Annotated in this window: 27 protein-coding genes; 21 read left to right on the top strand and 6 right to left on the bottom strand. The window is 39.7% G+C overall.

The annotated features are described in order from the left end of the window. Window positions 1-361: 361 nt before the first annotated feature. The gene (locus JTI58_RS20565; protein ID WP_205443399.1) at window positions 362-1,330 is read right to left on the bottom strand and encodes a hypothetical protein; all 969 of its coding nucleotides are present in this window, start codon (window positions 1,328-1,330) and stop codon (window positions 362-364) included. An 86-nt stretch (window positions 1,331-1,416) separates the two neighbouring features. Here JTI58_RS20565 and JTI58_RS20570 point away from each other — a divergent pair, with 86 nt between their 5' ends. Continuing rightward, window positions 1,417-1,695, top strand: coding sequence for an ArsR/SmtB family transcription factor (locus JTI58_RS20570; RefSeq protein WP_205447496.1), 279 nt, complete (start codon window positions 1,417-1,419; stop codon window positions 1,693-1,695). A gap of 50 nt (window positions 1,696-1,745) precedes the next feature. Further along, complete coding sequence (locus JTI58_RS20575; protein ID WP_205443400.1) at window positions 1,746-2,129, top strand: VOC family protein; 384 nt, start codon at window positions 1,746-1,748, stop codon at window positions 2,127-2,129. Window positions 2,130-2,178: 49 nt separating this feature from the next. Here the strand turns inward: JTI58_RS20575 and JTI58_RS20580 are convergent, their stop codons facing one another. Then, window positions 2,179-2,352: a hypothetical protein gene (locus tag JTI58_RS20580; RefSeq protein WP_205443402.1), complete on the bottom strand. Its 174-nt coding sequence runs from the start codon at window positions 2,350-2,352 to the stop codon at window positions 2,179-2,181. A 92-nt stretch (window positions 2,353-2,444) separates the two neighbouring features. Beyond that, the gene (locus JTI58_RS20585; RefSeq protein ID WP_205443404.1) at window positions 2,445-3,290 is read right to left on the bottom strand and encodes a copper amine oxidase N-terminal domain-containing protein; all 846 of its coding nucleotides are present in this window, start codon (window positions 3,288-3,290) and stop codon (window positions 2,445-2,447) included. Window positions 3,291-3,497: 207 nt separating this feature from the next. Between JTI58_RS20585 and JTI58_RS20590 the strand changes: the two genes are divergently transcribed. From JTI58_RS20590 to JTI58_RS20600, 3 genes are all read left to right on the top strand, one after another. Next, window positions 3,498-3,662, top strand: coding sequence for a hypothetical protein (locus JTI58_RS20590; RefSeq protein WP_004230164.1), 165 nt, complete (start codon window positions 3,498-3,500; stop codon window positions 3,660-3,662). Window positions 3,663-3,761: 99 nt separating this feature from the next. Beyond that, the gene (locus tag JTI58_RS20595; RefSeq protein ID WP_205443405.1) at window positions 3,762-4,253 is read left to right on the top strand and encodes a GNAT family N-acetyltransferase; all 492 of its coding nucleotides are present in this window, start codon (window positions 3,762-3,764) and stop codon (window positions 4,251-4,253) included. 5 nt (window positions 4,254-4,258) lie between these two features. Continuing rightward, a complete protein-coding gene (locus JTI58_RS20600; protein WP_205443406.1) occupies window positions 4,259-5,197 on the top strand; it encodes a DUF2268 domain-containing putative Zn-dependent protease in 939 nt (312 codons plus the stop codon). Between the two features lie 23 nt (window positions 5,198-5,220). Here the strand turns inward: JTI58_RS20600 and JTI58_RS20605 are convergent, their stop codons facing one another. Further along, window positions 5,221-5,700 (bottom strand): DinB family protein, encoded by a 480-nt coding sequence (locus JTI58_RS20605; RefSeq protein WP_205443407.1) that lies wholly within the window; start codon window positions 5,698-5,700, stop codon window positions 5,221-5,223. An 88-nt stretch (window positions 5,701-5,788) separates the two neighbouring features. Beyond that, a complete protein-coding gene (locus tag JTI58_RS20610) occupies window positions 5,789-6,406 on the bottom strand; it encodes a LysE family translocator (protein WP_205443408.1) in 618 nt (205 codons plus the stop codon). 202 nt (window positions 6,407-6,608) lie between these two features. Here JTI58_RS20610 and fabZ point away from each other — a divergent pair, with 202 nt between their 5' ends. The 5 genes from fabZ (at window position 6,609) to JTI58_RS20635 (ending at window position 9,070) form a co-directional block, all read left to right on the top strand. Beyond that, a complete protein-coding gene (fabZ, locus tag JTI58_RS20615) occupies window positions 6,609-7,034 on the top strand; it encodes a 3-hydroxyacyl-ACP dehydratase FabZ (RefSeq protein WP_205443409.1) in 426 nt (141 codons plus the stop codon). 18 nt (window positions 7,035-7,052) lie between these two features. Then, window positions 7,053-7,232 carry a hypothetical protein gene (locus JTI58_RS20620; protein WP_205443411.1) on the top strand — a complete coding sequence of 60 codons (180 nt, stop codon included), beginning with the start codon at window positions 7,053-7,055 and terminating at the stop codon, window positions 7,230-7,232. A gap of 92 nt (window positions 7,233-7,324) precedes the next feature. Next, window positions 7,325-7,819 carry a hydroxymyristoyl-ACP dehydratase gene (locus tag JTI58_RS20625; protein WP_205443412.1) on the top strand — a complete coding sequence of 165 codons (495 nt, stop codon included), beginning with the start codon at window positions 7,325-7,327 and terminating at the stop codon, window positions 7,817-7,819. After that, entirely contained in the window at window positions 7,803-8,261 is a 459-nt protein-coding gene (locus JTI58_RS20630) for a DinB family protein (protein WP_205443414.1), read from the top strand. Before JTI58_RS20625 ends, JTI58_RS20630 begins: the two co-directional genes overlap by 17 nt. A gap of 62 nt (window positions 8,262-8,323) precedes the next feature. Continuing rightward, the gene (locus JTI58_RS20635) at window positions 8,324-9,070 is read left to right on the top strand and encodes a polysaccharide deacetylase family protein (protein ID WP_205443415.1); all 747 of its coding nucleotides are present in this window, start codon (window positions 8,324-8,326) and stop codon (window positions 9,068-9,070) included. Window positions 9,071-9,112: 42 nt separating this feature from the next. Here the strand turns inward: JTI58_RS20635 and JTI58_RS20640 are convergent, their stop codons facing one another. Beyond that, entirely contained in the window at window positions 9,113-9,379 is a 267-nt protein-coding gene (locus tag JTI58_RS20640; protein ID WP_205443417.1) for a translation initiation factor 2, read from the bottom strand. 132 nt (window positions 9,380-9,511) lie between these two features. Here JTI58_RS20640 and JTI58_RS20645 point away from each other — a divergent pair, with 132 nt between their 5' ends. The 11 genes from JTI58_RS20645 to JTI58_RS20695 all read left to right on the top strand — a co-directional run bounded on the left by JTI58_RS20645 (window position 9,512) and on the right by JTI58_RS20695 (window position 22,380). Next, on the top strand, window positions 9,512-10,282 hold the full coding sequence (locus JTI58_RS20645; protein ID WP_205443418.1) for a GNAT family N-acetyltransferase: 771 nt from the start codon (window positions 9,512-9,514) through the stop codon (window positions 10,280-10,282). A gap of 300 nt (window positions 10,283-10,582) precedes the next feature. After that, window positions 10,583-12,097, top strand: a complete 1,515-nt coding sequence (locus JTI58_RS20650; protein ID WP_205443420.1) for a lmo1851 family serine protease — start codon at window positions 10,583-10,585, stop codon at window positions 12,095-12,097. Between the two features lie 68 nt (window positions 12,098-12,165). Then, the gene (locus tag JTI58_RS20655) at window positions 12,166-13,068 is read left to right on the top strand and encodes a CobW family GTP-binding protein (protein WP_205443421.1); all 903 of its coding nucleotides are present in this window, start codon (window positions 12,166-12,168) and stop codon (window positions 13,066-13,068) included. Window positions 13,069-13,499: 431 nt separating this feature from the next. Beyond that, on the top strand, window positions 13,500-14,189 hold the full coding sequence (locus JTI58_RS20660) for a CAP domain-containing protein (protein ID WP_205443423.1): 690 nt from the start codon (window positions 13,500-13,502) through the stop codon (window positions 14,187-14,189). A 102-nt stretch (window positions 14,190-14,291) separates the two neighbouring features. Then, window positions 14,292-14,603 (top strand): helix-turn-helix domain-containing protein, encoded by a 312-nt coding sequence (locus tag JTI58_RS20665; RefSeq protein WP_205443424.1) that lies wholly within the window; start codon window positions 14,292-14,294, stop codon window positions 14,601-14,603. Between the two features lie 206 nt (window positions 14,604-14,809). Beyond that, window positions 14,810-15,253, top strand: coding sequence for a ribosomal eL19 family protein (locus tag JTI58_RS20670; protein ID WP_205443425.1), 444 nt, complete (start codon window positions 14,810-14,812; stop codon window positions 15,251-15,253). Window positions 15,254-15,355: 102 nt separating this feature from the next. Then, the gene (locus JTI58_RS20675) at window positions 15,356-15,637 is read left to right on the top strand and encodes a hypothetical protein (RefSeq protein WP_205443427.1); all 282 of its coding nucleotides are present in this window, start codon (window positions 15,356-15,358) and stop codon (window positions 15,635-15,637) included. 143 nt (window positions 15,638-15,780) lie between these two features. Further along, window positions 15,781-18,735 (top strand): EAL domain-containing protein, encoded by a 2,955-nt coding sequence (locus JTI58_RS20680; RefSeq protein ID WP_205443428.1) that lies wholly within the window; start codon window positions 15,781-15,783, stop codon window positions 18,733-18,735. A gap of 120 nt (window positions 18,736-18,855) precedes the next feature. Then, a complete protein-coding gene (locus tag JTI58_RS20685) occupies window positions 18,856-20,289 on the top strand; it encodes a spore germination protein (RefSeq protein ID WP_205443430.1) in 1,434 nt (477 codons plus the stop codon). Then, window positions 20,286-21,314, top strand: a complete 1,029-nt coding sequence (locus JTI58_RS20690; protein ID WP_205443431.1) for a GerAB/ArcD/ProY family transporter — start codon at window positions 20,286-20,288, stop codon at window positions 21,312-21,314. Before JTI58_RS20685 ends, JTI58_RS20690 begins: the two co-directional genes overlap by 4 nt. Continuing rightward, window positions 21,304-22,380 (top strand): Ger(x)C family spore germination protein, encoded by a 1,077-nt coding sequence (locus JTI58_RS20695; RefSeq protein WP_205443433.1) that lies wholly within the window; start codon window positions 21,304-21,306, stop codon window positions 22,378-22,380. Before JTI58_RS20690 ends, JTI58_RS20695 begins: the two co-directional genes overlap by 11 nt. Window positions 22,381-22,397: the final 17 nt, after the last annotated feature.

Consider the following 22,397-nt stretch of genomic DNA (forward strand, 5'->3'; position numbering starts at 1 on the left):
CGCTCTGAATGAGGAGGGAAGCGCTCCTAAATGGTTAGATTCCGCTCTAAATGAGGAGGGAAGCGCTCCAAAATGGTTAGATTCCGCTCTAAATGAGGAGGGATTCGCTCCAAAAAGGTTGGCAGCCGCTCTAAATGAGTAGAGAAGTGCTCCTAAAAGGTAAGCAGCCGCTCCTAATGAGGATGAACCCGCTCCAAAAAGGTGAGTAGCCGCTCTAAATGAGGAGGGATCCGCTCCAAAAAGGTGAGAAGCCGCTCCAAAAGAGTAGAGAAGCGCTCCAAAAAGGTGAGAAGCCGCTCTAAATGAGTAGAGAAGCGCTCCTAAAAGGTAAGAACCCGCTCTAAAAAGGTAAGCAGCCTCTCTAAATGAGTGGAGAAGCCGCTCCAAAAAAGTGAGTTGCGGCTCTAAATGAGTAGAGAAGCGCTCCAAAAAGGTAAGAATCCGCTCCAAATGAGTAGTGACCCGCTCCAAAAAGGTTAGCAGCTGCTCTAAATGAGTAGAGAAGTGCTCCAAAAAGGAGAGCAGCCGCTCTAAATGAGTAGAGACCGGCTCCAAAAAAGTGAGTAGCCACTCCAAAAGAGTAGAGGAGTGCTCCGAAAATGAGAGCAGCCGCTCTAAATGAGTGGAGAGCCGCTCCAAAAGAGTAGAGAAGCGCTCCTAAAAGGTGAGAAGCCGCTCTAAATGAGTAGAGAAGCGCTCCAAAAAGGTAAGAACCCGCTCTAAAAAGGTAAGCAGCCTCTCTAAATGAGTGGAGAGCCGCTCCAAAAAAGTGAGAAGCCGCTCTAAATGAGTAGAGAGCCGCTCCTAAAAAGTGAGTTGCGGCTCTAAATGAGTAGAGAAGCGCTCCAAAAAGGTAAGAATCCGCTCCAAATGAGTAGTGACCCGCTCCAAAAAGGTTAGCAGCTGCTCTAAATGAGTAGAGAAGTGCTCCAAAAAGGAGAGCAGCCGCTCTAAATGAGTAGAGACCGGCTCCAAAAAAGTGAGTAGCCACTCCAAAAGAGTAGAGGAGTGCTCCGAAAATGAGAGCAGCCGCTCTAAATGAGTGGAGAGCCGCTCCAAAAAGGAGAGCAGCCGCTCTAAATGAGTAGAGAAGCGCTCCAAAAAGGAGAGCAGCCGCTCTAAATGAGTAGAGAAGCGCTCCAAAAAGGTAAGAATCCGCTCTAAATGAGTAGAGAGCCGCTCCAAAAAGGAGAGCAGCCGCTCCTAATGAGTAGAGAAGCGCTCCAAAAAGGTAAGAATCCGCTCTAAATGAGTAGAACTCCGCTCCAAAAAGAATAGCCCCCGCTCCAAATGAAGAGACCTCCGCTCCTAAAAGATTCACCCCGTTCAAATAAGGAGTCCACACGTACAAAACTCATGCAACCCACAAGTTGCTTATAGTTGACATGCAACCATATAGTTGCCTATAATCGAGCTATGAATTGGGACAAAGCCGCTGTTTTTAAAGCACTTGGGGACTCGACTCGGCGACTTATATTAGATGAGCTAGCTGAGCGGGATGAGATGACGTTGTATGAACTGACGGTGCGTCTTCTAATGAAACATGAACTTTCTATTTCGAGGCAGGGGATTGCTAAACATCTCTCTGTATTGGAGGGGGCTGGACTCGTCATATCACAGCGGAAGGGAAAATATCGAGTGATTCTTTTCAATAAAGAACCGCTTAAAGATTTGCTGAAAGGATGGGTAGAGTAAAGCTTTCATGTGAAGGATGCTTCTTAACGACTCAAAAGGAGGAAAATAAATTGAACATTATTGTCAACAGTATCTTTGTACAAGACCAGGAAAAGGCACTTGCATTTTATACGGAAAAGTTAGGATTTGTAAAAAAGGAGGATGTTCCATTAGGAAAACATAGATGGCTAACGCTTGTGTCGCCTGATGATTTAGAAGGGACTGAGCTATTACTTGAGCCAGATGAGCATCCTGCCGCAAAGGATTATCAAAGCAAGATTTTCGCTGAAGGAATTCCAGCCACGATGTTTGGAGTCGCTGATTTAGACAAGGAGTACACGCGTTTACTGGAGAAAGGCGTTGAATTTACGATCAAACCGACAAAAGCGGGGGAGGTCACAATAGCAGTTTTCAATGATACATGTGGCAACCTTATTCAAATTATACAAAGATAGTTTATAGAAGCGTGTTTTGATATCATTTTATCAAAACACGCTTTTTACATTATTCAGCCATTGTCCAACCTTTGTCATAGCCCAAGGCATGGAGGTTTTCTTTTGGTTGCGCATTTACGGTCTGTTCTTTAGCTTCGGCTTCTTCGCTGGGTGGAGCTTCTTCCGACGAACAAGCAGATAAAAGGAAGAGTAGCACAATACTTAATGACAGGAATTTCTGCATGAGGCAAACCTCCATCAATCAATCGTTGATATGAATATTTTGCACATTTTCATACAGAATATGTTGCGTATAGCTGCCATCAAAAAATTTTTTTAAGCGACTGTATTACTAATAATTTTGCTAAATCCATTGTTATCTGCACTTTGAATCAGTTGCTGAATAGACTTTACAGCTTGTTCAGAGAATAAATACCAGCTATCCTCTGTTGTATCATGTAGTAGAACTTTAGGATAGCCTTGTAATAGTTCCTCAGGGAAAGGTTGATTTAATGTATAAATATCATATTGTTTGACACTGTTATTGTCATGGCTCATAAAATCAAATTGACCAAGCTTATAATAAGATCCCGGAGCTTCTAGATTAAAGTGCCAATAATATTCTTTCGGAGCCTCTACTTTGTCGCCTTTCTTTTCTTGGAAAATGTTGAAAAGCGCTTGGTGATAGGCATGGCCCTTAATATCCTGAATGACACCACCCATTGTCATATGATATTCATAGCGAAGCACCTTGATTTTTTCGTCTTCAATTAGCAATGGTTCAGTCGTAATATTCACTGTCCCTTGATTGTAATGCACTTGACTGCCAAATGTTTCAGCAATAAAGCGGATTGGTACATAGGTGCGATTATTTTTCATGTATGGCTGTACATCCAATTGCTCTGTTTCACCATTTTTAATGACTGTTCGGTTATTTAGATTCAATTTAACGGTTGCTTGATCCATTGAAAGGGTGATTTGGGCATCCTGCCAATGAACTTGCGCACCAAGGTTTTCACTGATCACACGCAATGGCACCATTGTTCGATTGTTTTTTTGCTCAGGTGCTGTATCAGATTGTACCACAACATCGTCGATTTTGATTTGTGTTGTTGCAGCCTCAGCGGGCGTTGCCATCCACAGCATCGTTGTTAGACATAGCCCTGTAAAAATTTTCTTCATGGTAATAAACCTCCTTTACTCATAACACTTACCACCTTCGAAATTTTACCATAATATTCTTCTGTTTATAATAAAAATATTACTATTTTTAATCTCTTTATATCATCAGATATACAATGACACAAAGTCTTCATCGCTATAGCTACTTTTTGACAGCGTATAATCTGTATTTGTTCTCGAATACTAACGCTGAAAGGAGGTTATTGAATGAAGTTTTTGACATGGGGCATTGTTGGTGCGGCATTATTTGCTGTGATGAAAGGCTATGGGAAATCCAATCAAGGACAGAAGGATAGCTTTCAACAAACAACGACGCCTGTACAATTAGTCGCCAATGCGAATCCGCTGACAGCCAATACACCGAAACAGTAGAACAAAAGCTTATAGATTACTTTGATCTATAAGCTTACTATAATTTTACATAAATATCCTATCATTGGTATAATAGATTACAAGAAAAGGGGTGTATAAATGCTTGATTTTACAAACTATCATGACGATGATTTAGAAGAAATTCTGCAATTATTTTACGAAACTGTACATAGTGTAAACGCTCAAGATTATTCACAGGCACAATTGGAGGCTTGGGCACCGTTAGCAATGCAGCCAGTTAGCGTAGCGGCTTGGCAGCAGTCTTTAAGAAATAATAAGACCTATATCGCAAGGGCGCATTATCAAATTGTTGGCTTTGGAGATATGACAATGGAGGGTTATTTAGATCGTCTTTATGTCCATAAGGATTTCCAGGGTCAGGGGATTGCCTCCGCCTTAGTAGATTTACTAGAAGCGGACGCAAAAAAGCTTGGTCTTACTCATATCTCCACAGATGCTAGTCTTACAGCGAGACCATTTTTTGAACGAAAAGGGTACCAAATCATGCAAACACAAACAGTCGAACGACAAGGCATATCGTTGACGAACGTTAGCATGGTTAAAAGATTTATTGATGAAAAGGACGGATGAAAAGGATGAATTATGTAAAGGGTTTTGTCGTATTAATGCTGCTATGCTTCATGCTTAGTGCCTGTGCACAAACAGAAAAGCCTTCCCATGAAAAACCAGATGTAGAAAGTATCACGGTTTCATTCGAACATCCAAAAACAAAGCAACCATTTAAAATAATTCATGCTTATGAGCTTTTTCAAAACTATACAGAAAAGGTAGAAAGTGACCCAGATCGTTCACCATTGGACATCTATCGAGAAGAGGTCGTTGATCCAGTTTATAGTGCATGTTTTGAGAATGGTGAATATATAAACTTGGCTGAGTTGGTGCTAAACATAACGCCTAAACAAATAAAAGATAATCAATTATTAAGTGAAAATATTGAAAGGGAAGCAACGGAAAGGAGTATTAAAGAAGCTCTTTTCAAAGCTTCTGATTTTCTTCCTACAAAAAATGAAACAACCGTATGTGTTTTTCCTGCTACAGATGAAGGGATTGGCATGGTGGCTATAGGGTCAGGTAAAATAACTGTTCTATACAATAAATATTATAATGATGAATATATAAGATATACAATACCTCATGAATATCATCATAGTGTTTTGACTGAAAATCGCCCAAAAACTGAAGGAACCGTATTGGACCATATGGTGTTTGAAGGAAAAGCAGTTATGTTTGAAAAATTAGTCAATCCCGAAATGGATTTAAGGAAAATTGATTTCAATTCCAAAGACTTTTATTGGTCAAAAATTGTAGGAGATCTCGAAAAGAGGGACTTGAATCGTGCAACTGAAATCAATTTAGGTGGAAATGGTCTACCCTATGAATATGGCTACAGTGAAGGCTATAAAATGGTAAAATCCTATCTTGATTTGCATCCCAATGTATCGATAGAGGAATGGACCGCCTTAAGTCCGAAAGAAATTTTTGAGAAAGGAAACTATCTTGAAAACTATCAATAAACAAGTAAGCAACAGACCGAGTATCAAACGGGGTCTGTTGCTTCGTTTAGGCATCGATGAATGGTTAAAATTGCTTGTAAATGCATCCCTTCATGAAAGATGGTGCGTAGGAGTACTTGTTCAATGGTCTGCATACCCATGTCAATAGGTGGGAATTCTTCCGCCAATCGATGACCATAGCGCTCCTTTAAATGAGAGGGTTGCTGAGCCAAATACGTTTTTAACTCCTCAAAGGTTGGCGTTTCGTCGTCAAAATGTATAGGCGATGTACCAAAACCAAACCATTTCTTGAAAACGTCTAGCTCCGCATCCTTTTCTTTTGTTAAAGCCTCTATCCATAAATATTGATCGAGATAAATATGGCCCATATTCCAGCGAATATGATGATGAAAACCAGCTGGAATGATGTTTGCCTTTTCTTCTGACACATGCTCTAGTAAATGGAGTAACTCGCTACGGTAATGTGCTAACTGCTGAAATAAATTTTCTTGGCGTTGATTCAAGTTCAAGCCTCCTTTTTAGTATGTATTGGCTAAAATTCTCCATTTTCCTGCCAAAAAAGAAGAACACTTTTTTGTGTTCTTCTCCAATTCATCTACTTTGTGTCTGTAACGCTAAACGGACACCGAGACCGATATAAACGAAGCCAACTGTTTTTTCAAGCCAGCGTGAGCTACCGCTTGTTTTCGTAAAGATTTTTTCGCCAATGAAGCTTGTCATAATCGCTAGTAGGATTGTATATAAAGCACTCATCACGACAAATGTAATACCAAGTGTTAGCAATTGGCTTGTGACAGATTGCTCGTTATGCTGAACAAATTGCGGTAAGAAGGCAAGGAAAAACAGTGCCGTCTTTGGATTGAGAATTTCTGCTAAAAAGCCTTGGCGGAAGGACGTACTAGCAGGACTTTGTTCGACAGTCGGTTGTTCGATTTTCTTTGGTTTTGTGAGGAGCATCTGAATACCTAAGTAAACAAGGTATGCCACACCAATATATTTCACCACTTCAAAGGCAGTGGCTGATTTCATCAAGATAGCGGAAAGACCTAAAACAGCCGCTAATGTATGAACCAAGTCACCGAGACCGATGCCTAAAGCGGTATAAATACCATTCTTTTTCCCGCTTTTTAATGTTTGCGTAATGGTAATAATCACCGCAGGACCTGGGATTAAAAATAATAAAAGAACTATTGCGATAAACGATAACATGCGAAACCATCCTATTCTAATAAACTAATCATTCTAGGGTGAATGCATGGAATATTATATTCTAGCTGTTGTGTGGCTGTCGATAAAGAAATATTGAAAAAATAATGAAAAATAATTCAGAAAACTACCAATTAGATTTTATTACCTAGTACTAATATTTAGTGTTAGAATAAGGGTATAAAAATATTTTGGAGGAATTCATATGTTAACAGGTCAACAAATACAAGCTATTTTGCCTCACCGTTATCCATTTCTTTTGGTGGATCGTATTATGGAATTAGAGGAAGGAAAGCGCGCAGTTGGAATGAAAAATGTGACGATCAATGAAGAGTTTTTTACAGGTCATTTTCCACAGTATCCTGTGATGCCAGGTGTGTTAATTGTTGAAGCATTAGCACAGGTTAGTGCAATAATTATGCTGACAAAGGCAGGGAATGAGGGGCGTTTAGGCTTATTGGCAGGAATTGATCATTGTCGCTTTAAGAAACAAGTAAAGCCTGGTGATCAGCTGCGTCTTGAGGTAGACATCACACGAGTAAAGGGAGCAGTTGGGAAAGGTAGAGGAATTGCCACCGTAGATGGAGAAATTGTTTGTGAAACAGATCTTGTTTTTGCGTTTGGATCTTAAAAAAATGGAGGTGCTCCGTTGAATTACACATTTATGCTTTATATCGCCATTTGTATCATGCAAATAACGCTATTGGTGAATAGTACGATTGCTAAAGGCGCTTGGAATGGGTTGACAATGTGGCTCTGTACGGCGGTTTTTGTTTTCGCAACAGCTATTTTCGGATTGAGTAGAGGACGGCGAAAAGAAAATCAATAATAAACGACTTTGCTTGATAACGTACTACACGACTCTCTTTCCTTCATATAGTGAATGAAGTGAAAGTTTTAATGATGAGAGGGTGAGGAGGTTTGAGGGTCGCCATTATTGAAAAAAATGAAGAGCAGTTAAAGCCAGAGCAAGCGTTGGCGCACGGTTTCTGTGATCAATTTGTCCTAAAGATGCATAAAAATATACTGCATAAAAAGCTTGATAAAGATGTGTATCAGTCCTATTTTGTTATTTTTCAGCAACAATATACAAGGCAGGAGCTGCGATTTATCGTCCATCTGTTAAAAGCACAGGCAAATGAGATACTACGTATGAAGCCCATGTTCATTACAATGAGTGGTGTCATTCTATCCGTTTTTACGTTCATAGTTATCACCATAAATAGTAAGCTCCTGTTAGGCATGTCACTTGTCCAAATCGTCGCATTAGCCGTCTTGAGTTTTCATGTCGTCATTATATGGATTTCCTTTAAAATTGAATTCGAACATAAGCGGGTGCAGGCGGTGATTGCTTTATTGGATTATTACGTAACCATTGATTCCGAAGGGAGTGACCTTCATGCAAAAGACAGTTGATCAATTACATTATTGGCTTATAAAAGTGCCAGAAGTATTTCATGTCATGACAGAAGTGGAAAGTACAAAACGACCTGCTCCGAAAAAATGGTCCAAAAAGGAGGTAATCGGTCATTTATGTGATGCGGCTACGGTCCATCTTGAACGATTGCTTCAAATTCAGTATGAAGCTTCACCCTATGTAGTGACTACATACGACCAAGTACAATGGGTCGCGTTACAGGGCTATCAGGAATTACCAATAGAAGATATCTTATTGTTATGGACAAGCTTAAACAAAAAAATCATGTATGTGCTGGAACACCTAGCTGAAGAATCATTAAGCCTTCCATGTATGATCAATCAGCAACAAAGGACTTTGGGATGGTTGATTGAAGAGTATATACAACATTTGGAACATCATATCCACCAGCAAATTTTAATGGATGAATGCGAAACGTAGGCATTTTTTTATGAAATCCTCAAATAATAAAGTACGAAAAAATTATTTGGGGACGTGAACATGTGAAAAAGTTTTTATTGTTTTTACTACCAATTAGTCTCATCACGGTGTCGCTTTTTTATGTAAAAGTGAGTTCTTCTGAAAATAAAGGAAGAAAGTATTATGAGGAAGCAGGTCAAATTCTTTGGGAAATTCAGACAGATGAAAAAATCATTGCCTTAACATTTGATGATGGGCCACATCGCAAATATACAGCAGAAATCCTTGATATATTGGAAAAATACCATGCAAAAGCAACCTTTTTTATTGTCGGTCAAAATGCGGAAAAAAATCCTGAGCTGATTACAAGAATGTATGAAGAAGGGCATGAATTGGCCAATCATACCTTTACACACCCTTTCAAGACAAATGTACCTAATTTAATGAAGGAAATACAACAAACAGATGAAGTGATTGCAGGCATTACAGGCTATCAGCCAACATTATTTCGACCAGTAGAAGGACAATATACCGATGCGATGATTGATGCCATCGCAAAAGAAGGCTATAAAGTTGTGATGTGGTCCTGGCATTTAGATACACTTGACTGGAAAAGCCCTGGTGTCAATCGCATCGTGAGTACGGTATTAAAAGGTGTAAAGGCAGGCAATATTGTACTCTTTCATGACGGTGGGGGAAACCGAGCACAAACAGTCAAGGCAATGGAGCAAATCTTACCAGAGCTTGAAAAACAGGGCTACCAGTTTGTGACGGTTTCTGAATTATTGGAAATCCAAAGGACAAATAAGAAAATGGAAAAAAAACAGTAGTGTTGAAGTGATCCATCTTCAGCACTACTCTTTATGTAAAGGTTATTTTAACATTTTTTTGATTTGCTTCAGCTCAGCAATTAAATAATCGATTTGCATCTGCATGTTATCGACTTTGGCTGTTTGATCACCATTATTTGTTGGAGAAGAATCATTCTTCGCATTTTGTAGTGACTCTAGGGCTAGACCAGCTGCGATGGTCTGTATGCCATCCCCTAACGTTGAAATGGCTGTGCCGATATAGGCTAACTTTGCGATATAAATATCCATTGAATCATTGTCCTGGTTCTGTTTATTATTTCTTCCCATTTTTCTGCCTCCTTACGTTTGTCATTACTTGCATCATATGCGGCAACAAGTGAAAAGGCGATTCCTATTGTATTTGAATGAATCACTAAAAATGGTAAAATTAGCACAATGAACGTATTGGGGGGACTAGTCATGGCGCAAGTAGAGCTGATTGAAATGAATGGTGAGCTGCTAGAGGGAATGGGCAGCTATTGTTTACGAAGCAAGAAGAAAACAGTGGGCTATCAAAACAAAAACAAATGGCTTAATCAACAATTTGAAAAGGGCTTACATTACATACAAGTGCTTGAAAATCAAAAGCAAGTAGGTTTTATAGAATATACAGATGCGGAATACTCTTCAAGGGTTGTGCATGCAGATGGCTATGTGGTGATTCATTGTTTATGGGTAAGTGCAGTAGGCAAGGGCTATGGTACACAATTATTGAAGAGATGTTTAGAGGATGCCAAGGAACGTGGGAAAAAGGGAGTGGTGGTCATCACCAATGACCAAACTTCCTGGACACCAAGCAAGGATTTATTTTTACAACACCAATTTCAACCTATTGCAACAGCACTCGATGCTTTTGAATTATGGGTGTTTCCATTTCATGAAGGCGTTGAACTGCCATATTTTCCTGATAATTGGCAGGAACGATTAACGAGGTTTCCTCATTTAACGATTTTACGTTCTTTTCAATGTCCTTATGTAGACGTTGCAACAGAGAATATTCAACTAGCTGCAAAAAAATTAGGGCTGCTGCCAGAGTTGGTGGATCTTCAAACGAGAGAAGAGCTGATGGAGAAATCACCGACGCCATATGGTATTTTTTCAGTGGTTTATAAAGGACAATTGATTTCCTTCCATCGATTAACCGTGCATTCCATTTATAAAAAACTGCAAAATCTCTTGAATAATTCCTGATTGGATGCAACTTTTTGGGACACTGGCACGTTTTATTCTTATAGCATTTCTATGATTCTTTGAGTTTTTTGTTGACTGCTCCTAGGAAATGAGTAAAATTAAAAGGCAGTACCATAATATGCCTAAACTTAGTAGTATGATAGGTGAATAGGTGCTGGAATGCTCGTTAGAATGAAGCATGATAGGACAAGGTCTGTCATGAAACTTTGACAGTCTTTTTCTTTTCGTCTTCTGGATAACCTGTTAAGATGGTAGTAGTGTGACAACAAGTTAGTGTAAATGAGAGTGGTGACAATCAAGATGGATGAACAGAAAAAAGAAAGTACAGAACAGCAGCAGGAGCCGACTCCAGCTGAAATAAAGCCGGCAGGACAATTTATACAACTAAAACCGTTTAAATTTATCATGCTAATGTTCTTTACGATTCTTATTACAGCAGGTTTAACGATTTTTGCGTTAACCTTTGGTGATAAGAAAGTAGTAGAAGTGAAAGTTCCGATTGAACGAGAGGAATTTACAAAATTATATGAAGCATTTGATTTACTGAAAAATAACTATTACCAAGATATCGATGATGAAAAAGTGGTCGATGGTGCGATCAATGGTATGTTTGAGGCATTAGGCGATCCCTATTCCGATTTCATGGTAAAGGAAGAAGCAGATCAATTTAATTCTGGCTTATCTTCGAGTTTCCAAGGAATTGGGGCAGAAATCCAAGAACGTAATGGTTATATTACAGTTGTGTCACCTATCAAAAATTCTCCTGCTGAAAAGGCAGGCTTATTACCAAAAGATATTATCTTAACAGTTGATGGGAAAAGCATTCAGGGCTTAAGTGCAACAGAAGCGGTTGCTTTAATTCGCGGTGAGAAAGGAACACCAGTGAAATTAACGGTGAAACGCGGCGAAAATACAGAGGCTATTCACATGACCATTGTTCGTGACGATATCCCAGTAGAAACCGTTTATGGTGAAATGCTTGATGGCAATATTGCCCATATTCAAATTACATCATTTAGTGAACAAACAACCAAAGAGCTTGAAAAAATCCTTGCTGAGTATGAAGGCAAAGGAATGAAGGGCATTGTCTTAGATCTACGTCAAAATCCTGGTGGCTATTTAACGGCTGCTGTCGATATTTCTAATTTCTTTGTACCAGAAGGAAAAGCGATTGTGCAGGTACAAGAAAAAGATGCAGAGCCTCAAATTACAAATGCCATTGCAGGTAAAAAATATAACCTACCAATTACAGTACTTGTCGATAGTGGTAGTGCCTCTGCCTCTGAGATTTTAGCAGGAGCATTAAAAGAATCAGTCGGTGCCAAAGTTGTAGGTGAAACATCCTTCGGTAAAGGGACTGTCCAAAATGTAACACCATTAAAAGACGGCTCGAATCTGAAATTTACAACAGGTAAATGGTTAACGCCAAACGGCAACTGGATAAATGAAAAAGGCATTGAGCCTGATGTTAAAGTTGGTTATCCATCGTATGCCTCTTTACCATACTTGAACGCCTCTTTAGAAATGAAGACAGGCCTACAATCTGACTCTGTGAAAGCAGCAGAGGAGATGCTTCAAGTGCTAGGGTATGAGCCTGGTGAAGTAGATGGAATCTTCGATGACAATACAGCGCATGCAGTAGAAGAACTACAAGCAGCGAGTAATCTTGAAGAAACAGGTATTTTAACAGGCAATACAACGTATGCATTAATGGATGCTATACGTGCGAAAATGAAAGCCGATGATCCTCAGTTATTAAAAGCGAAAGAGCTCCTTGTAGGAACAGCTGAAAAAACGGAGGAAACAACAAACTAACAGTGTAGCTGTCGCAGCAGTCGTCTTTCACGGCATCTGCGACAGCTTTTTTTATAGGAGGAACTAGAATGAAAGATGTGTACCTATTTAGTGGCTTTTTAGGGAGTGGCAAAACATCCATGCTGACAGATGTCATTCGCCAGCTAAAAGAAAAGAAATACAAGCCTGCTGTTATTATGAATGAGCTAGGGAAGCTGCCATTTGACTCACAGGCAGTGGAGAAGGATATCCCGCTCAAGGAGATGCTAGAGGGCTGTATTTGCTGTTCTGGTGCTGAAAAAACAGAGGCACAAATTCAATCTCTTCTATTAGATAGTGATTTTGATGTGCTCATTATCGAAACAACAGGCGCAGCACATCCTGTAGAAGCATTGGATGCTGTTTTTTCACCGCTATTTGCAGATCAGCTCAATGTCAAAGGCATTATCACCGTGGCTGATTCTAAGCTCTGGCTACACCGTGATACATTAACACCACAAGTGCGCTCTTTATTTATGGAGCAAATTCGCCACGCACACCTCTTATTAGCAAATAAAACCGATTTATTAACAGAGGCAGAGCAAGGGCAGGTCGTCTATGAACTGCAGGGCTTGAACCCACATGCTTTTATTTTGCAAACAACAAATGGACGCGTACCGCTCAGCTTATTAGAAGGCTTAAAGGCAACGACACAAATTGATAAAACAGCCATTGTCAAAGCGCCGATAGCCTCAATGCAGCTAGGCTCCCGCTTAGTGGATTTCACAGATCAGGAATTTACACAGGAGCAGTTTGAGGATTGGGTGCGTGCATTACCCGAAACGATCTATCGTATGAAAGGCTATGTCCCGATTGAGGGCATCAAAAACCCAATGTTGTTCCAATATGCTTATGGAATGGTCCAATGGCTCCCAGAATATATAAAAATGCCAGCAAAACTTGTTATTATTGGAGAGGATGTTGGTGCATTACCTGTTATTGGGGTAAATTGAAGAAGAAAGCAACCTATGAATTTCTGCCATGTACAACCTGTGTAGTTTTACGCAGGTTGTTTTATTTTTATGTAAATGAAATGTAACGCTCTTGTAACATAAATGTAATATAAGATTGGCAATAGGCTACGACACTAGCTGTCTCTAGGACGATTCAACAATAGCAATGAAAAAAAGAGGTTAAAAACCGAGTGCATAAAACATGCGTTTTTTATTCATGTTTTCGAAAATATCTACTAGTTTAAGAGGGGTGTCAACCCTCTTTCAAACGTAAGTATTTCATAGATTGGTTAAACCTGCTAAAAAATAGCGCGAAAAAAACGTGATTTTCCGCGCATTTTCTTCTTCGTTGGCGTTGTTAGCAAATGTTGGTAAGATTTTAATGAAAATCATCCCTTACGATTAGTGGCAGACAAGGAGGAATTGCAAACATGAAAAAAACACTAACAGCAATTTGTGCAACATTTCTTTTAGCAGCTCCAATTCAAATAGCTTCTGCTGCTGCAAATACAACAGAGGGGAATTCCGTACAGCAATCAACGAACTGTAAAGTTTATTATTATAAATGGTCAAACAACAATCATAAGTGGACAGTCAAACTTCCACAGGCATCTACACCATCTAAAGAGACGCCAACAACAAATAATACAACACCAACAAAGCCAAATAATAATCAATCATCACAAAACGAAAAGCCAGCAACACCACCAACTACTTCAACACCATCAACAACAACTTCAGATGTGAACGCATTTGAACAAGAAGTAGTAAAATTAACAAACGCTGAGCGTACAAAAGCTGGTTTATCACCACTTCAAACAGATGCGAAATTAATGGCTGCAGCTCGTGAAAAATCACAAGATATGCAAACAAACAAATATTTCTCACATACGAGCCCAACTTTTGGTTCACCATTTGATCGTATGAAAGCTTTAGGCATCACATATAAAGGTGCAGGTGAAAACATTGCTCAAGGTCAACGTTCTCCACAAGAAGTAGTACAAGCGTGGATGGACTCACCAGGACACCGTGCGAACATTTTAAACGGTAAATTTACGCACATCGGTGTAGGTTACGTGAAAACAGGTAACTACTGGACACAACAATTTATCCAAAAATAATCATTTATTAATAGAAGGATGCTCTACAAGTCTGTAAAGGCTTATAGAGCATCTTTTTTTATTGAATTAATGGTAAAATTTGATGAGAAAGGGGGGATAAAATTGAAACAATATAGCATAGCCATCGCGATTTTCTCATTGGCCATCTCTTTTGTGATAGGAAGCTGGCTCATCGCTACTAGTTTAAGGGAGCAACCAAAAGAACCCGTGCAACACCAGCTATTATCACAAGAAGAGGCCGCGGATTATTTAGGGATTCATGTAGGAGAAGTGCTAAAATTAACAGAAATCCCAGATGGATCAAATAGTTACATAAGCGAAATCCCTCATGTGAAGGTAGGGAAGAAAGTCTATTATCCGAAGCAAGCCATGGATCGATGGCTACTGGATATGGAATTAATCGTTGTACCCTAAGGAAAAATACTGTAAAAGGAGCTTTGCGGAATCCCTATAAAAAAGCGTGCCCTTGATGATAAAGAAGTGCGCGTATCTTAATAAAATGAGTGCTTTTCTTTTGAAAAGGAGCGGCTATCTTGATGAAAAGAGCGCTTCTACCTCAAAAAGGAGCGGTTATCCTGATATAAGGAGTGCTTCCCCTTCGAAAAGGAGCGTGAATCCTGATGAAAAGAGCGCTTTCTCCTAGAAAAGGAGCGGCTAACCTGATAGAAGGAGCGCTTCTACCTCAAAAAGGAGCGTCTATCCTGATAGAAAGAGCGCTTCCGCCTAGAAAAGGAGCGTCTATCCTGATAAAAAGAGCGCTTCCACCTAGAAAAGGAGCATCTATCCAGATAAAAAGAGCGCTTCCCCTTCGAAAAGGAGCGGGAATCCTGATAAAAAGAGCGCTTCCACCTAGAAAAGGAGCGTCTATCCTGATAAAAAGAGCGCTTCCCCTTCGAAAAGGAGCGGGAATCCTGATAAAAAGAGCACTTCTACCTCAAAAAGGAGCGTCTATCCTGATGAAAAGAGCGCTTCCGCCTAGAAAAGGAGCGGTTATCCTGATAGAAGGAGCGCTTCCGCCTAGAAAAGGAGCGTCTATCCTGATAGAAAGAGAGCTTCTCCCTTGAAAAGGAGCGTCTATCCTGATAGAAAGAGCGCTTCCGCCTAGAAAAGGAGCGTCTAACCGGATAGAAGGAGCGCTTCCGCCTAGAAAAGGAGCGTCTATCCTGATGAAAAGAGCGCTTTCTCCTAGAAAAGGAGCGTCTAACCTGATAGAAGGAGCGCTTCCGCCTAGAAAAGGAGCGTCTATCCTGATAGAAAGAGCGCTTCCGCCTAGAAAAGGAGCGTCTATCCAGATAAAAAGAGCGCTTCCACCTAGAAAAGGAGCGTCTATCCAGATAAAAAGAGCGCTTCCGCCTGAAAAAGGAGCGCGTAACCTGATAAAAAGAGCACTTCCGCCTGAAAAAGGAGCGTCTTCCAATCAAAAAAGAGCGCCCTCCAATCAAAAATAGTCACCCTCCATAAAAAGAGCGCCTCCCCAGCGGAAAAAGGTCGGTGAAATAATTATTTCTCTTTTTAAAATAATAGTTTTTAAAATGTATTTTGGGGAATTGATAAATAAGTAGTGGGTAAAAAGTAGGGAGAGGTGAGATGAATGAAAAAGCCGAATTTATTAAAGCAATTTTTTACAAAAGAAGAAAGTACGCATACGATTGCGCTGGCCACAGCTCAAGACCATCGTTTGTTTTCATATGCCATGTCCTTTGCCAAGTATCACCCCGATATGATGATTGTGTTTTCGGCAGATGGTGAAATTATTTATGTGAATCAAGAGGCACTCTATCAACTATTACAATATCGACCTAGTCATGCAGAGGATTTTAAGAAAATTCTGACCGAGGCAGATTATAAACGGTTAAAAAGAGCGTTCAATCGAACATTACGAGGAAAGTCGGTCAAAATTGATATTGAAAGGCTACAGCATCAAGGACAAAATCTAAGCCTCATGCTGACGTTTATACCGATCAAAAATGATGATAATCAGGCGGAGGGGCTCTATTTAATCATTGAAGATATGTCCACTTATTCAGCCATGAAACATCAGTTAATGCTCCATGAGAAGCATTTGAATTACGCCCAGCATATTGCGGCAGTTGGGAGCTGGGAGTACTTTATTCAGCATGACAAACTGTATTGCTCGGATAATTTTTATCATATCTTTGGCTTTGAGCGTTCAGATAATGATGGTATTGATCGCGCGTTCCAGTTCATTCATCCAGATGATTATGAAAGGACCTATGATGCATTTAATCATGCACGGAAAGGGACTAATTTTGACAGTGACTTTCGTATTTATCACGGAAAAACCAATGACCTGCGTTTTTTACAAGCGGCTGCCGAAGTGATATGGAAGGATGACAAGCCCTTTAAGATGATAGGGGTTGTCAAAGATGAAACGGCTTTCAAACTACTTGAGCAAACGTTAAATGACACACTAGCCAATTATCATTCTATCTTTGACAATTTAGATGCAGGGATTTGGATGCGAGATTCCATTAGGGGGAATATGCTGTTCGCCTCTAAAGGACTAGAGGGCATTTTAGGGATTCCGTTAGCCAAGCTTTACGAAGACTCAGAGGTATGGATTAATATGATTCATCCTGCTCATCGTGAGGAAGTATTAGCATATACGGATCATCTCGCTTCAGGAAAGAGCTATCAAGTGATTTATCGTATACTCACAAGTGATAACCAGACCAAGTGGTTACTGGAACAAATTGTGCCAAGACTAGATGAGGAGGGCGAGGTGAACCATATTTTCGGCTTAGTAACCGATATTACAAAGGAGATCGAACGGGAAAAGAAGCTGAATTATTTAGTGTATTATGATGAATTAACTGGTTTACCGAATCGGTTGAGCTTGCATGATAAAGTCGATACATTATGCGTAGCTGGCGAACCCTTCGCGCTATTATATATTTCCATTAATCGCTTTCATGTATTAAATAATGCGCTCGGTACGAAAATTGGTGATGAGCTTCTTCGAACGGTGACCAACTATTTTTCAACGCTAACCGATGATCATAGTTACATGGCACGCCTAGACAATCAGCATTTTATCATTGTCATTAAAAAATATGTGAGCAAGCAGCATATTTACGCATTGGCTAGCCGTTTGCTGAAAACTTTTGAAACACCTCTTTCCATTAATGACTATCGCCTGCACCTATCTGCTAGCATTGGTATTGTTTTTTATCCAGAGGAAGGCTTAACGAGAAACATCTTGTTAGAAAATGCGTACTCTGCTTTGTGCTACGCGCAACAGCAGGGAAGGAATCGCTTTCATATTTATGCCTTTACCGAAGATATTACTTCCTATAAGCATTACGTGTTAGATCGCGATATGCGACAAGCAATGTTAAATGAGGAATTTGAGTTATATTTTCAACCATTGGTAGAACCGCAAAAGGGGATTATTTATGGGGCAGAGGCGTTAATCCGTTGGCACCATAAAGAATGGGGCCTTGTATCACCTGGTGAATTTATTCCATTAGCCGAAGAAAACCATATGATTCATATCATTACGGATTGGGTGATTAAAAAAGCATGTGCTTTGTTACAGCACTGGAAACAGCAAGGACATGTGTTGCGAACAATTAGCATTAATATATCGCCGATTCGTTTGATGAAAAAGGGCTTTATTCAGTTTGTACAAGAGCAATTACAGATCAATTCGATTGACGCGCATTATTTACAGTTCGAGATTACCGAAAGTACCATCTTAAAAAATAGTACAAGTGTGATGACCGTTTTAAAGGAACTGCAAGAAATCGGTGTCAAAATTGCCATTGGTGATTTTGGAACAGGCTACTCATCCTTAGAATCATTGCGAACATTCCAACCAACGACACTCCATATCTATGAAGCGTTTATTCGTGAAATTCGTCATGATCGTCCGATTGAAAATGGGCTCATTTCCACAACGATTTATTTAGCAAAAATGCTCGGTATTCAGGTAGTGGCAAAAGGGGTCGAAACTTACGAGCAATTTATCTTTTTAAAGCAACAAGAATGTGATTATGTGCAAGGCAGCATCTATGCGAAGGCGGTCCCTGCAAAAGCCTTTGAAAAAATGCTGGCACAAGGCGTTTTAACACCGCCAAAAGCCATTGCTCATAAAAAACCCGTGGTGGAAAGACGCAAATATTACCGCTTCCAATTCCCAGCCTATGTGAAGGGCTTCATGACGATTATCGAAATGAATGAGCAAAAAATTAATATCGGTCATACCCCTATCATCATCGAAAATATTAGCTTAGGAGGCATGAAGATTCGCTCTTCTTTAAAGCTACCAGTCAATCAAACGATGAAGTTTAAATTTAGCTTTATTTTGATGAATCAATCATTTAACTTAGAGGGTACATTTAGATGGACTTTAGAAGAAAAATATCAAATCTACTCTTATGGAGTCGCCTTCAATTTGACGCAGGAGGATGAAGGGAAATTAGCCCCGATCATCAATCGAATGACAACCTTGCATAATAACCATGAAAAAATAGAGGGAACACCCTTTATGTATGAGGATATCGAAGCTTATTTTAAAAAATAGCACATCATGAAGATGCCCATTTGTTCTTAAGGGCATCTTTTTTCATGGCATTGAATCCCGCTAGCTCCGCGTTTGAAATAGAAGATAAATGCTTATACTCTCCAGTAGAGGAGGCGTTTTATGGATAAAGTGAAGTATATGATGAAAAGCCTGCAAAAGGCATTCTACCATTCCTCGGATTTGACCATCAGACAAATAGATTGGCATGAAGGGAATACGGCTATTTTATGCTTTTACGCTTCTCTAGTTGATGCGAAAGAAGTTCAAAAAATACTGGATACGATTTATGCACGTTTAGATACAGAAAAACCTTTTTGGAGTGAAACCTTACTTACGACATTGCAAAATTTTTCCTTGCCACAAGCGATTGAACGAGTTTGCCAAGGTGAAACGCTCGTGATTTTGCCTGACACGGGCGAGATGCTGACACTCAACATCATTAATGAGGTACGTCGAAATCTCGAAGAGCCGATTAACGAACATATTCTTCGTGGCTCCCATGAGGGACTTATTGAGCGTGCGGATACCAATTTAGCCTTGATAAGAAGGCGAGTGAATAATCCTGCCCTTGTCGTAAAATCTTTCTCGATTGGTCATCAAACTAAAACAAAAGCCTATTATCTGTATATGGATGGGGTTATACAGCCCGAGACCTTACAGGAGATTGAAAAGCGAATTGCAGCGATTCAAATCGACTATTTTTATAGTATAGGTCAATTAAGTGATGCCTTAGAGGATTCGGTGCTATCGCCATTTCCTCAATTGTTAAATACAGAGCATCCAGATCGCGTGGTAGCTAATCTAGTGGAGGGCAAGGTTGTGATCATGACCGATATTTCCCCTTCTGCCTTAATTGGTCCTGTGACGTTTTTCTCTTTCTACCAAACACCCGATGACTACAATGGTCGGGTTGTCGTTGGTACCTTTTATAAAATAGTCCGTTTGCTGTCGTTTATAACGGCGGTTTTTTTACCAGCTTTTTATATAGCAGTGATTAGCTTTCACTTTGAGGTACTGCCCTTAGAATTAAGTAATCAAGTGAAAAATGATGTCAACGATATTCCTTATCGACCACTAATCGAAGCCCTCATACTGGAGATTATTATGGAGCTCATTCGAGAATCGAGTATTCGCTTGCCACAATCGGTTGGGCAAACGATTGGAATCGTCGGGGGATTAGTAATAGGAGATGCCATCGTTAGTGCGGGGTTAGTGTCGAATTTAATGATCATTGTCGTCGCCCTAACGGCTATTTCAAGCTATGTTGTGCCATCTGTTGAATTGAATAGTACGATACGTATGCTACGTTTTCCGTTTATGGTACTCTCCTCATTGTTTGGGTTTTTAGGGATTGTCGTGGGGATTGTTATTTTACTCATTCATCTTATCAGTTTAACATCTATCAAACAGCCGTATTTTTCACCCATCGTACCTTTTCAGCCGAAAGCGGTGTTTAAAATTTTTTTACGCTGGCCATTCATTAAACCAACAGTCCAAGTCACTTCCTTTCAACCGCCGAACGATGAACAGCTAAAAAATGAGGATACACCATGAATTTTTCTTTATCCAAGGCGCAATTTTTTTTACTACTATTTATCATTCAAACAGGTGTTGTCTACATTGCCTTCCAAACACCATTAATCATTTACAGTCAACACAGTGCTTGGGTTGTTTTTATTTTAGCGAGTGTCATTCATTATGGCCTGTTATGCTTGTTTGAACAGTATTATCCGTATTTCTATTTAAATGGAGTTTTTCGCTGGGTCTATCAAATCTATTGGCTAGTTTTAAACGCTGTATTGATTGCCTATATGGGGTATGTTTTAGCCACATGGGTCTTACCGCAAACACCTGAATGGCTTGTAGTTGGGATGATTGTAGGGCTGTCCTTGTATGCCAATCTTGTAAGACCAGAAACGGTCATTAACATTGGTGTCATGCTCATACCTATCATTTTCCTCTTCGTGATCTTTTTAATGCTTGCTGTTCCAGATTTAACGTGGAGTAATCTTTTTCCCGTTGAATGGCACAATACGAAACTAATCATGACGGGCTTGATTCATAGTACCTATGCTTTTTTTGGAATTGAAATGTACCTTATTTATCGAACGTTTCTAAAACAAGATACACAAGTGAAAGGTCGGCCTTTATTCATCTACCAATTGGTCCTTTTTGTATTTTATATGATTTCCGTGCTTTTTACGCAAATGTTCTTTGCCCTAGAGGAAATTAAACTGATCCCAGAGCCAATCATGTATATTTTAAAATCACAGGAAGTGACATTTGTTAAAAGACTTGATATTTTCTTCGTCTATATTTGGCTATCGTGGTCTATTGTCACGGTCATGATTTTTGGTCTGTCCTTTCGCGTGCTATATTTTTCTAAAAAGAGGAAGCACCCGAAGCGGAGTATTGTCATTTACCATCTTTTATTAGCAATCCTACCGCTCTTTGTAATGCAATTTCAACAAATTGAGTTTATCAAAAATTCTTTACACTATGTATTACTAGTGTTTACTTTTCTACTACCAATAATCATTATGTGTTGGAATAAATGGAGGGGAAAACGTGTTTCGTAAAGGGAGTATCATCATCTTATCTATAGTACTAGTGGCTGGCTGTTGGGATGAACGCCTTTATAAAAACGCTTCTGTTGTGACGCTCGTTGGTGTGGAAGGATATGTTGGGGATTATAAAGGTTATTATGCCTATCCGAATACAACAACTCAGCAAAATGAAGTGATTGAAGCGGACGGGATTTCACCGAGAGACGTGCGCACGAATGCCAATTTGAAAGTTGAGCAAACACTGGATTTATCGGAGCTATCAACCATCCTAATAGCCGATTATACGGTGAGGAAACCCATTTATGATGTCTTGGACATATATTTTCGTGATCCTAAAAATCCGATTTCCATTAAAGTGGCGATAACAGAAGGGGATGTCAAACCATATATTGACTTAACAAAGGATTTAGCAGGAAGTGCTGGCTCCTATTATGAACGCTTTATCGAAAGCACAGAGGAAAATACATTTTTTCCGAAATTAGATTTACAGACGATTGGCTCTATGCTATTTGAACAGACCGTTGATATCGTACTTCCTTATTTCCAGCTGAGTGAGGATAAACAACATGCTGTGGTGGCTGGATTAGCCTTGTTTTCAGGTCAAACGTTTACAGGCACAGTATTAACACCAAAACAATCGCTCATCATGCTTATCTTAATGAATCAATCGAACAAACAAGCACGTATGAGCTATATGTGGAAGCATGACGGGAAAGAAATGCCGATTACAGCAAATGTCATCCATATAAAGCGTAAATGGGCAGTGAATGAGGAACTAAGAAGAATAACGATGGATTACCAAGTCGAGGTGGAAATCGAAGAATTCGCCCAAGATCATTTATATAAAGACCCGATTTTTAAGGATGTTCAACAAATGATTCAAGAGCATGTGCAGGCTGAGTTTGAGGAGGTTATTCGTATTCTTCAGAATCAAAAGTCTGATACATTAGGAATTGGTCGCTATATTCGCGCTTATCACCCGAAAATGTTCAAAGAAGACTGGCATGCTGAATATGCTTCCTTACAGCTAGTGCCGTCTGTTCAAGTGAAAATCATTCGTACAGGTGTTCTACGTTAAAAAATCGCCTTTCTCAA

This window comes from Lysinibacillus fusiformis, from assembly GCF_016925635.1.
GTDB lineage: Bacteria > Bacillota > Bacilli > Bacillales_A > Planococcaceae > Lysinibacillus > Lysinibacillus fusiformis_F.

Bases quoted from the DNA above. Each gene is read 5' to 3' on its own strand.
- JTI58_RS20590 (WP_004230164.1), top strand. From the start codon at position 3,498: ATGAAGTTTTTGACATGGGGCATTGTTGGTGCGGCATTATTTGCTGTG.
- JTI58_RS20670 (WP_205443425.1), top strand. From the start codon at position 14,810: ATGAAAAGAGCGCTTTCTCCTAGAAAAGGAGCGGCTAACCTGATAGAA.
- JTI58_RS20610 (WP_205443408.1), bottom strand. From the start codon at position 6,406: ATGTTATCGTTTATCGCAATAGTTCTTTTATTATTTTTAATCCCAGGT.
- JTI58_RS20685 (WP_205443430.1), top strand. From the start codon at position 18,856: ATGGATAAAGTGAAGTATATGATGAAAAGCCTGCAAAAGGCATTCTAC.
- JTI58_RS20690 (WP_205443431.1), top strand. From the start codon at position 20,286: ATGAATTTTTCTTTATCCAAGGCGCAATTTTTTTTACTACTATTTATC.
- JTI58_RS20645 (WP_205443418.1), top strand. From the start codon at position 9,512: ATGGCGCAAGTAGAGCTGATTGAAATGAATGGTGAGCTGCTAGAGGGA.
- JTI58_RS20570 (WP_205447496.1), top strand. From the start codon at position 1,417: ATGAATTGGGACAAAGCCGCTGTTTTTAAAGCACTTGGGGACTCGACT.
- JTI58_RS20585 (WP_205443404.1), bottom strand. From the start codon at position 3,290: ATGAAGAAAATTTTTACAGGGCTATGTCTAACAACGATGCTGTGGATG.
- JTI58_RS20600 (WP_205443406.1), top strand. From the start codon at position 4,259: ATGAATTATGTAAAGGGTTTTGTCGTATTAATGCTGCTATGCTTCATG.
- JTI58_RS20655 (WP_205443421.1), top strand. From the start codon at position 12,166: ATGAAAGATGTGTACCTATTTAGTGGCTTTTTAGGGAGTGGCAAAACA.
- JTI58_RS20650 (WP_205443420.1), top strand. From the start codon at position 10,583: ATGGATGAACAGAAAAAAGAAAGTACAGAACAGCAGCAGGAGCCGACT.
- JTI58_RS20675 (WP_205443427.1), top strand. From the start codon at position 15,356: ATGAAAAGAGCGCTTTCTCCTAGAAAAGGAGCGTCTAACCTGATAGAA.
- JTI58_RS20595 (WP_205443405.1), top strand. From the start codon at position 3,762: ATGCTTGATTTTACAAACTATCATGACGATGATTTAGAAGAAATTCTG.
- fabZ (WP_205443409.1), top strand. From the start codon at position 6,609: ATGTTAACAGGTCAACAAATACAAGCTATTTTGCCTCACCGTTATCCA.
- JTI58_RS20640 (WP_205443417.1), bottom strand. From the start codon at position 9,379: ATGGGAAGAAATAATAAACAGAACCAGGACAATGATTCAATGGATATT.
- JTI58_RS20580 (WP_205443402.1), bottom strand. From the start codon at position 2,352: ATGCAGAAATTCCTGTCATTAAGTATTGTGCTACTCTTCCTTTTATCT.
- JTI58_RS20680 (WP_205443428.1), top strand. From the start codon at position 15,781: ATGAAAAAGCCGAATTTATTAAAGCAATTTTTTACAAAAGAAGAAAGT.
- JTI58_RS20660 (WP_205443423.1), top strand. From the start codon at position 13,500: ATGAAAAAAACACTAACAGCAATTTGTGCAACATTTCTTTTAGCAGCT.
- JTI58_RS20630 (WP_205443414.1), top strand. From the start codon at position 7,803: ATGCAAAAGACAGTTGATCAATTACATTATTGGCTTATAAAAGTGCCA.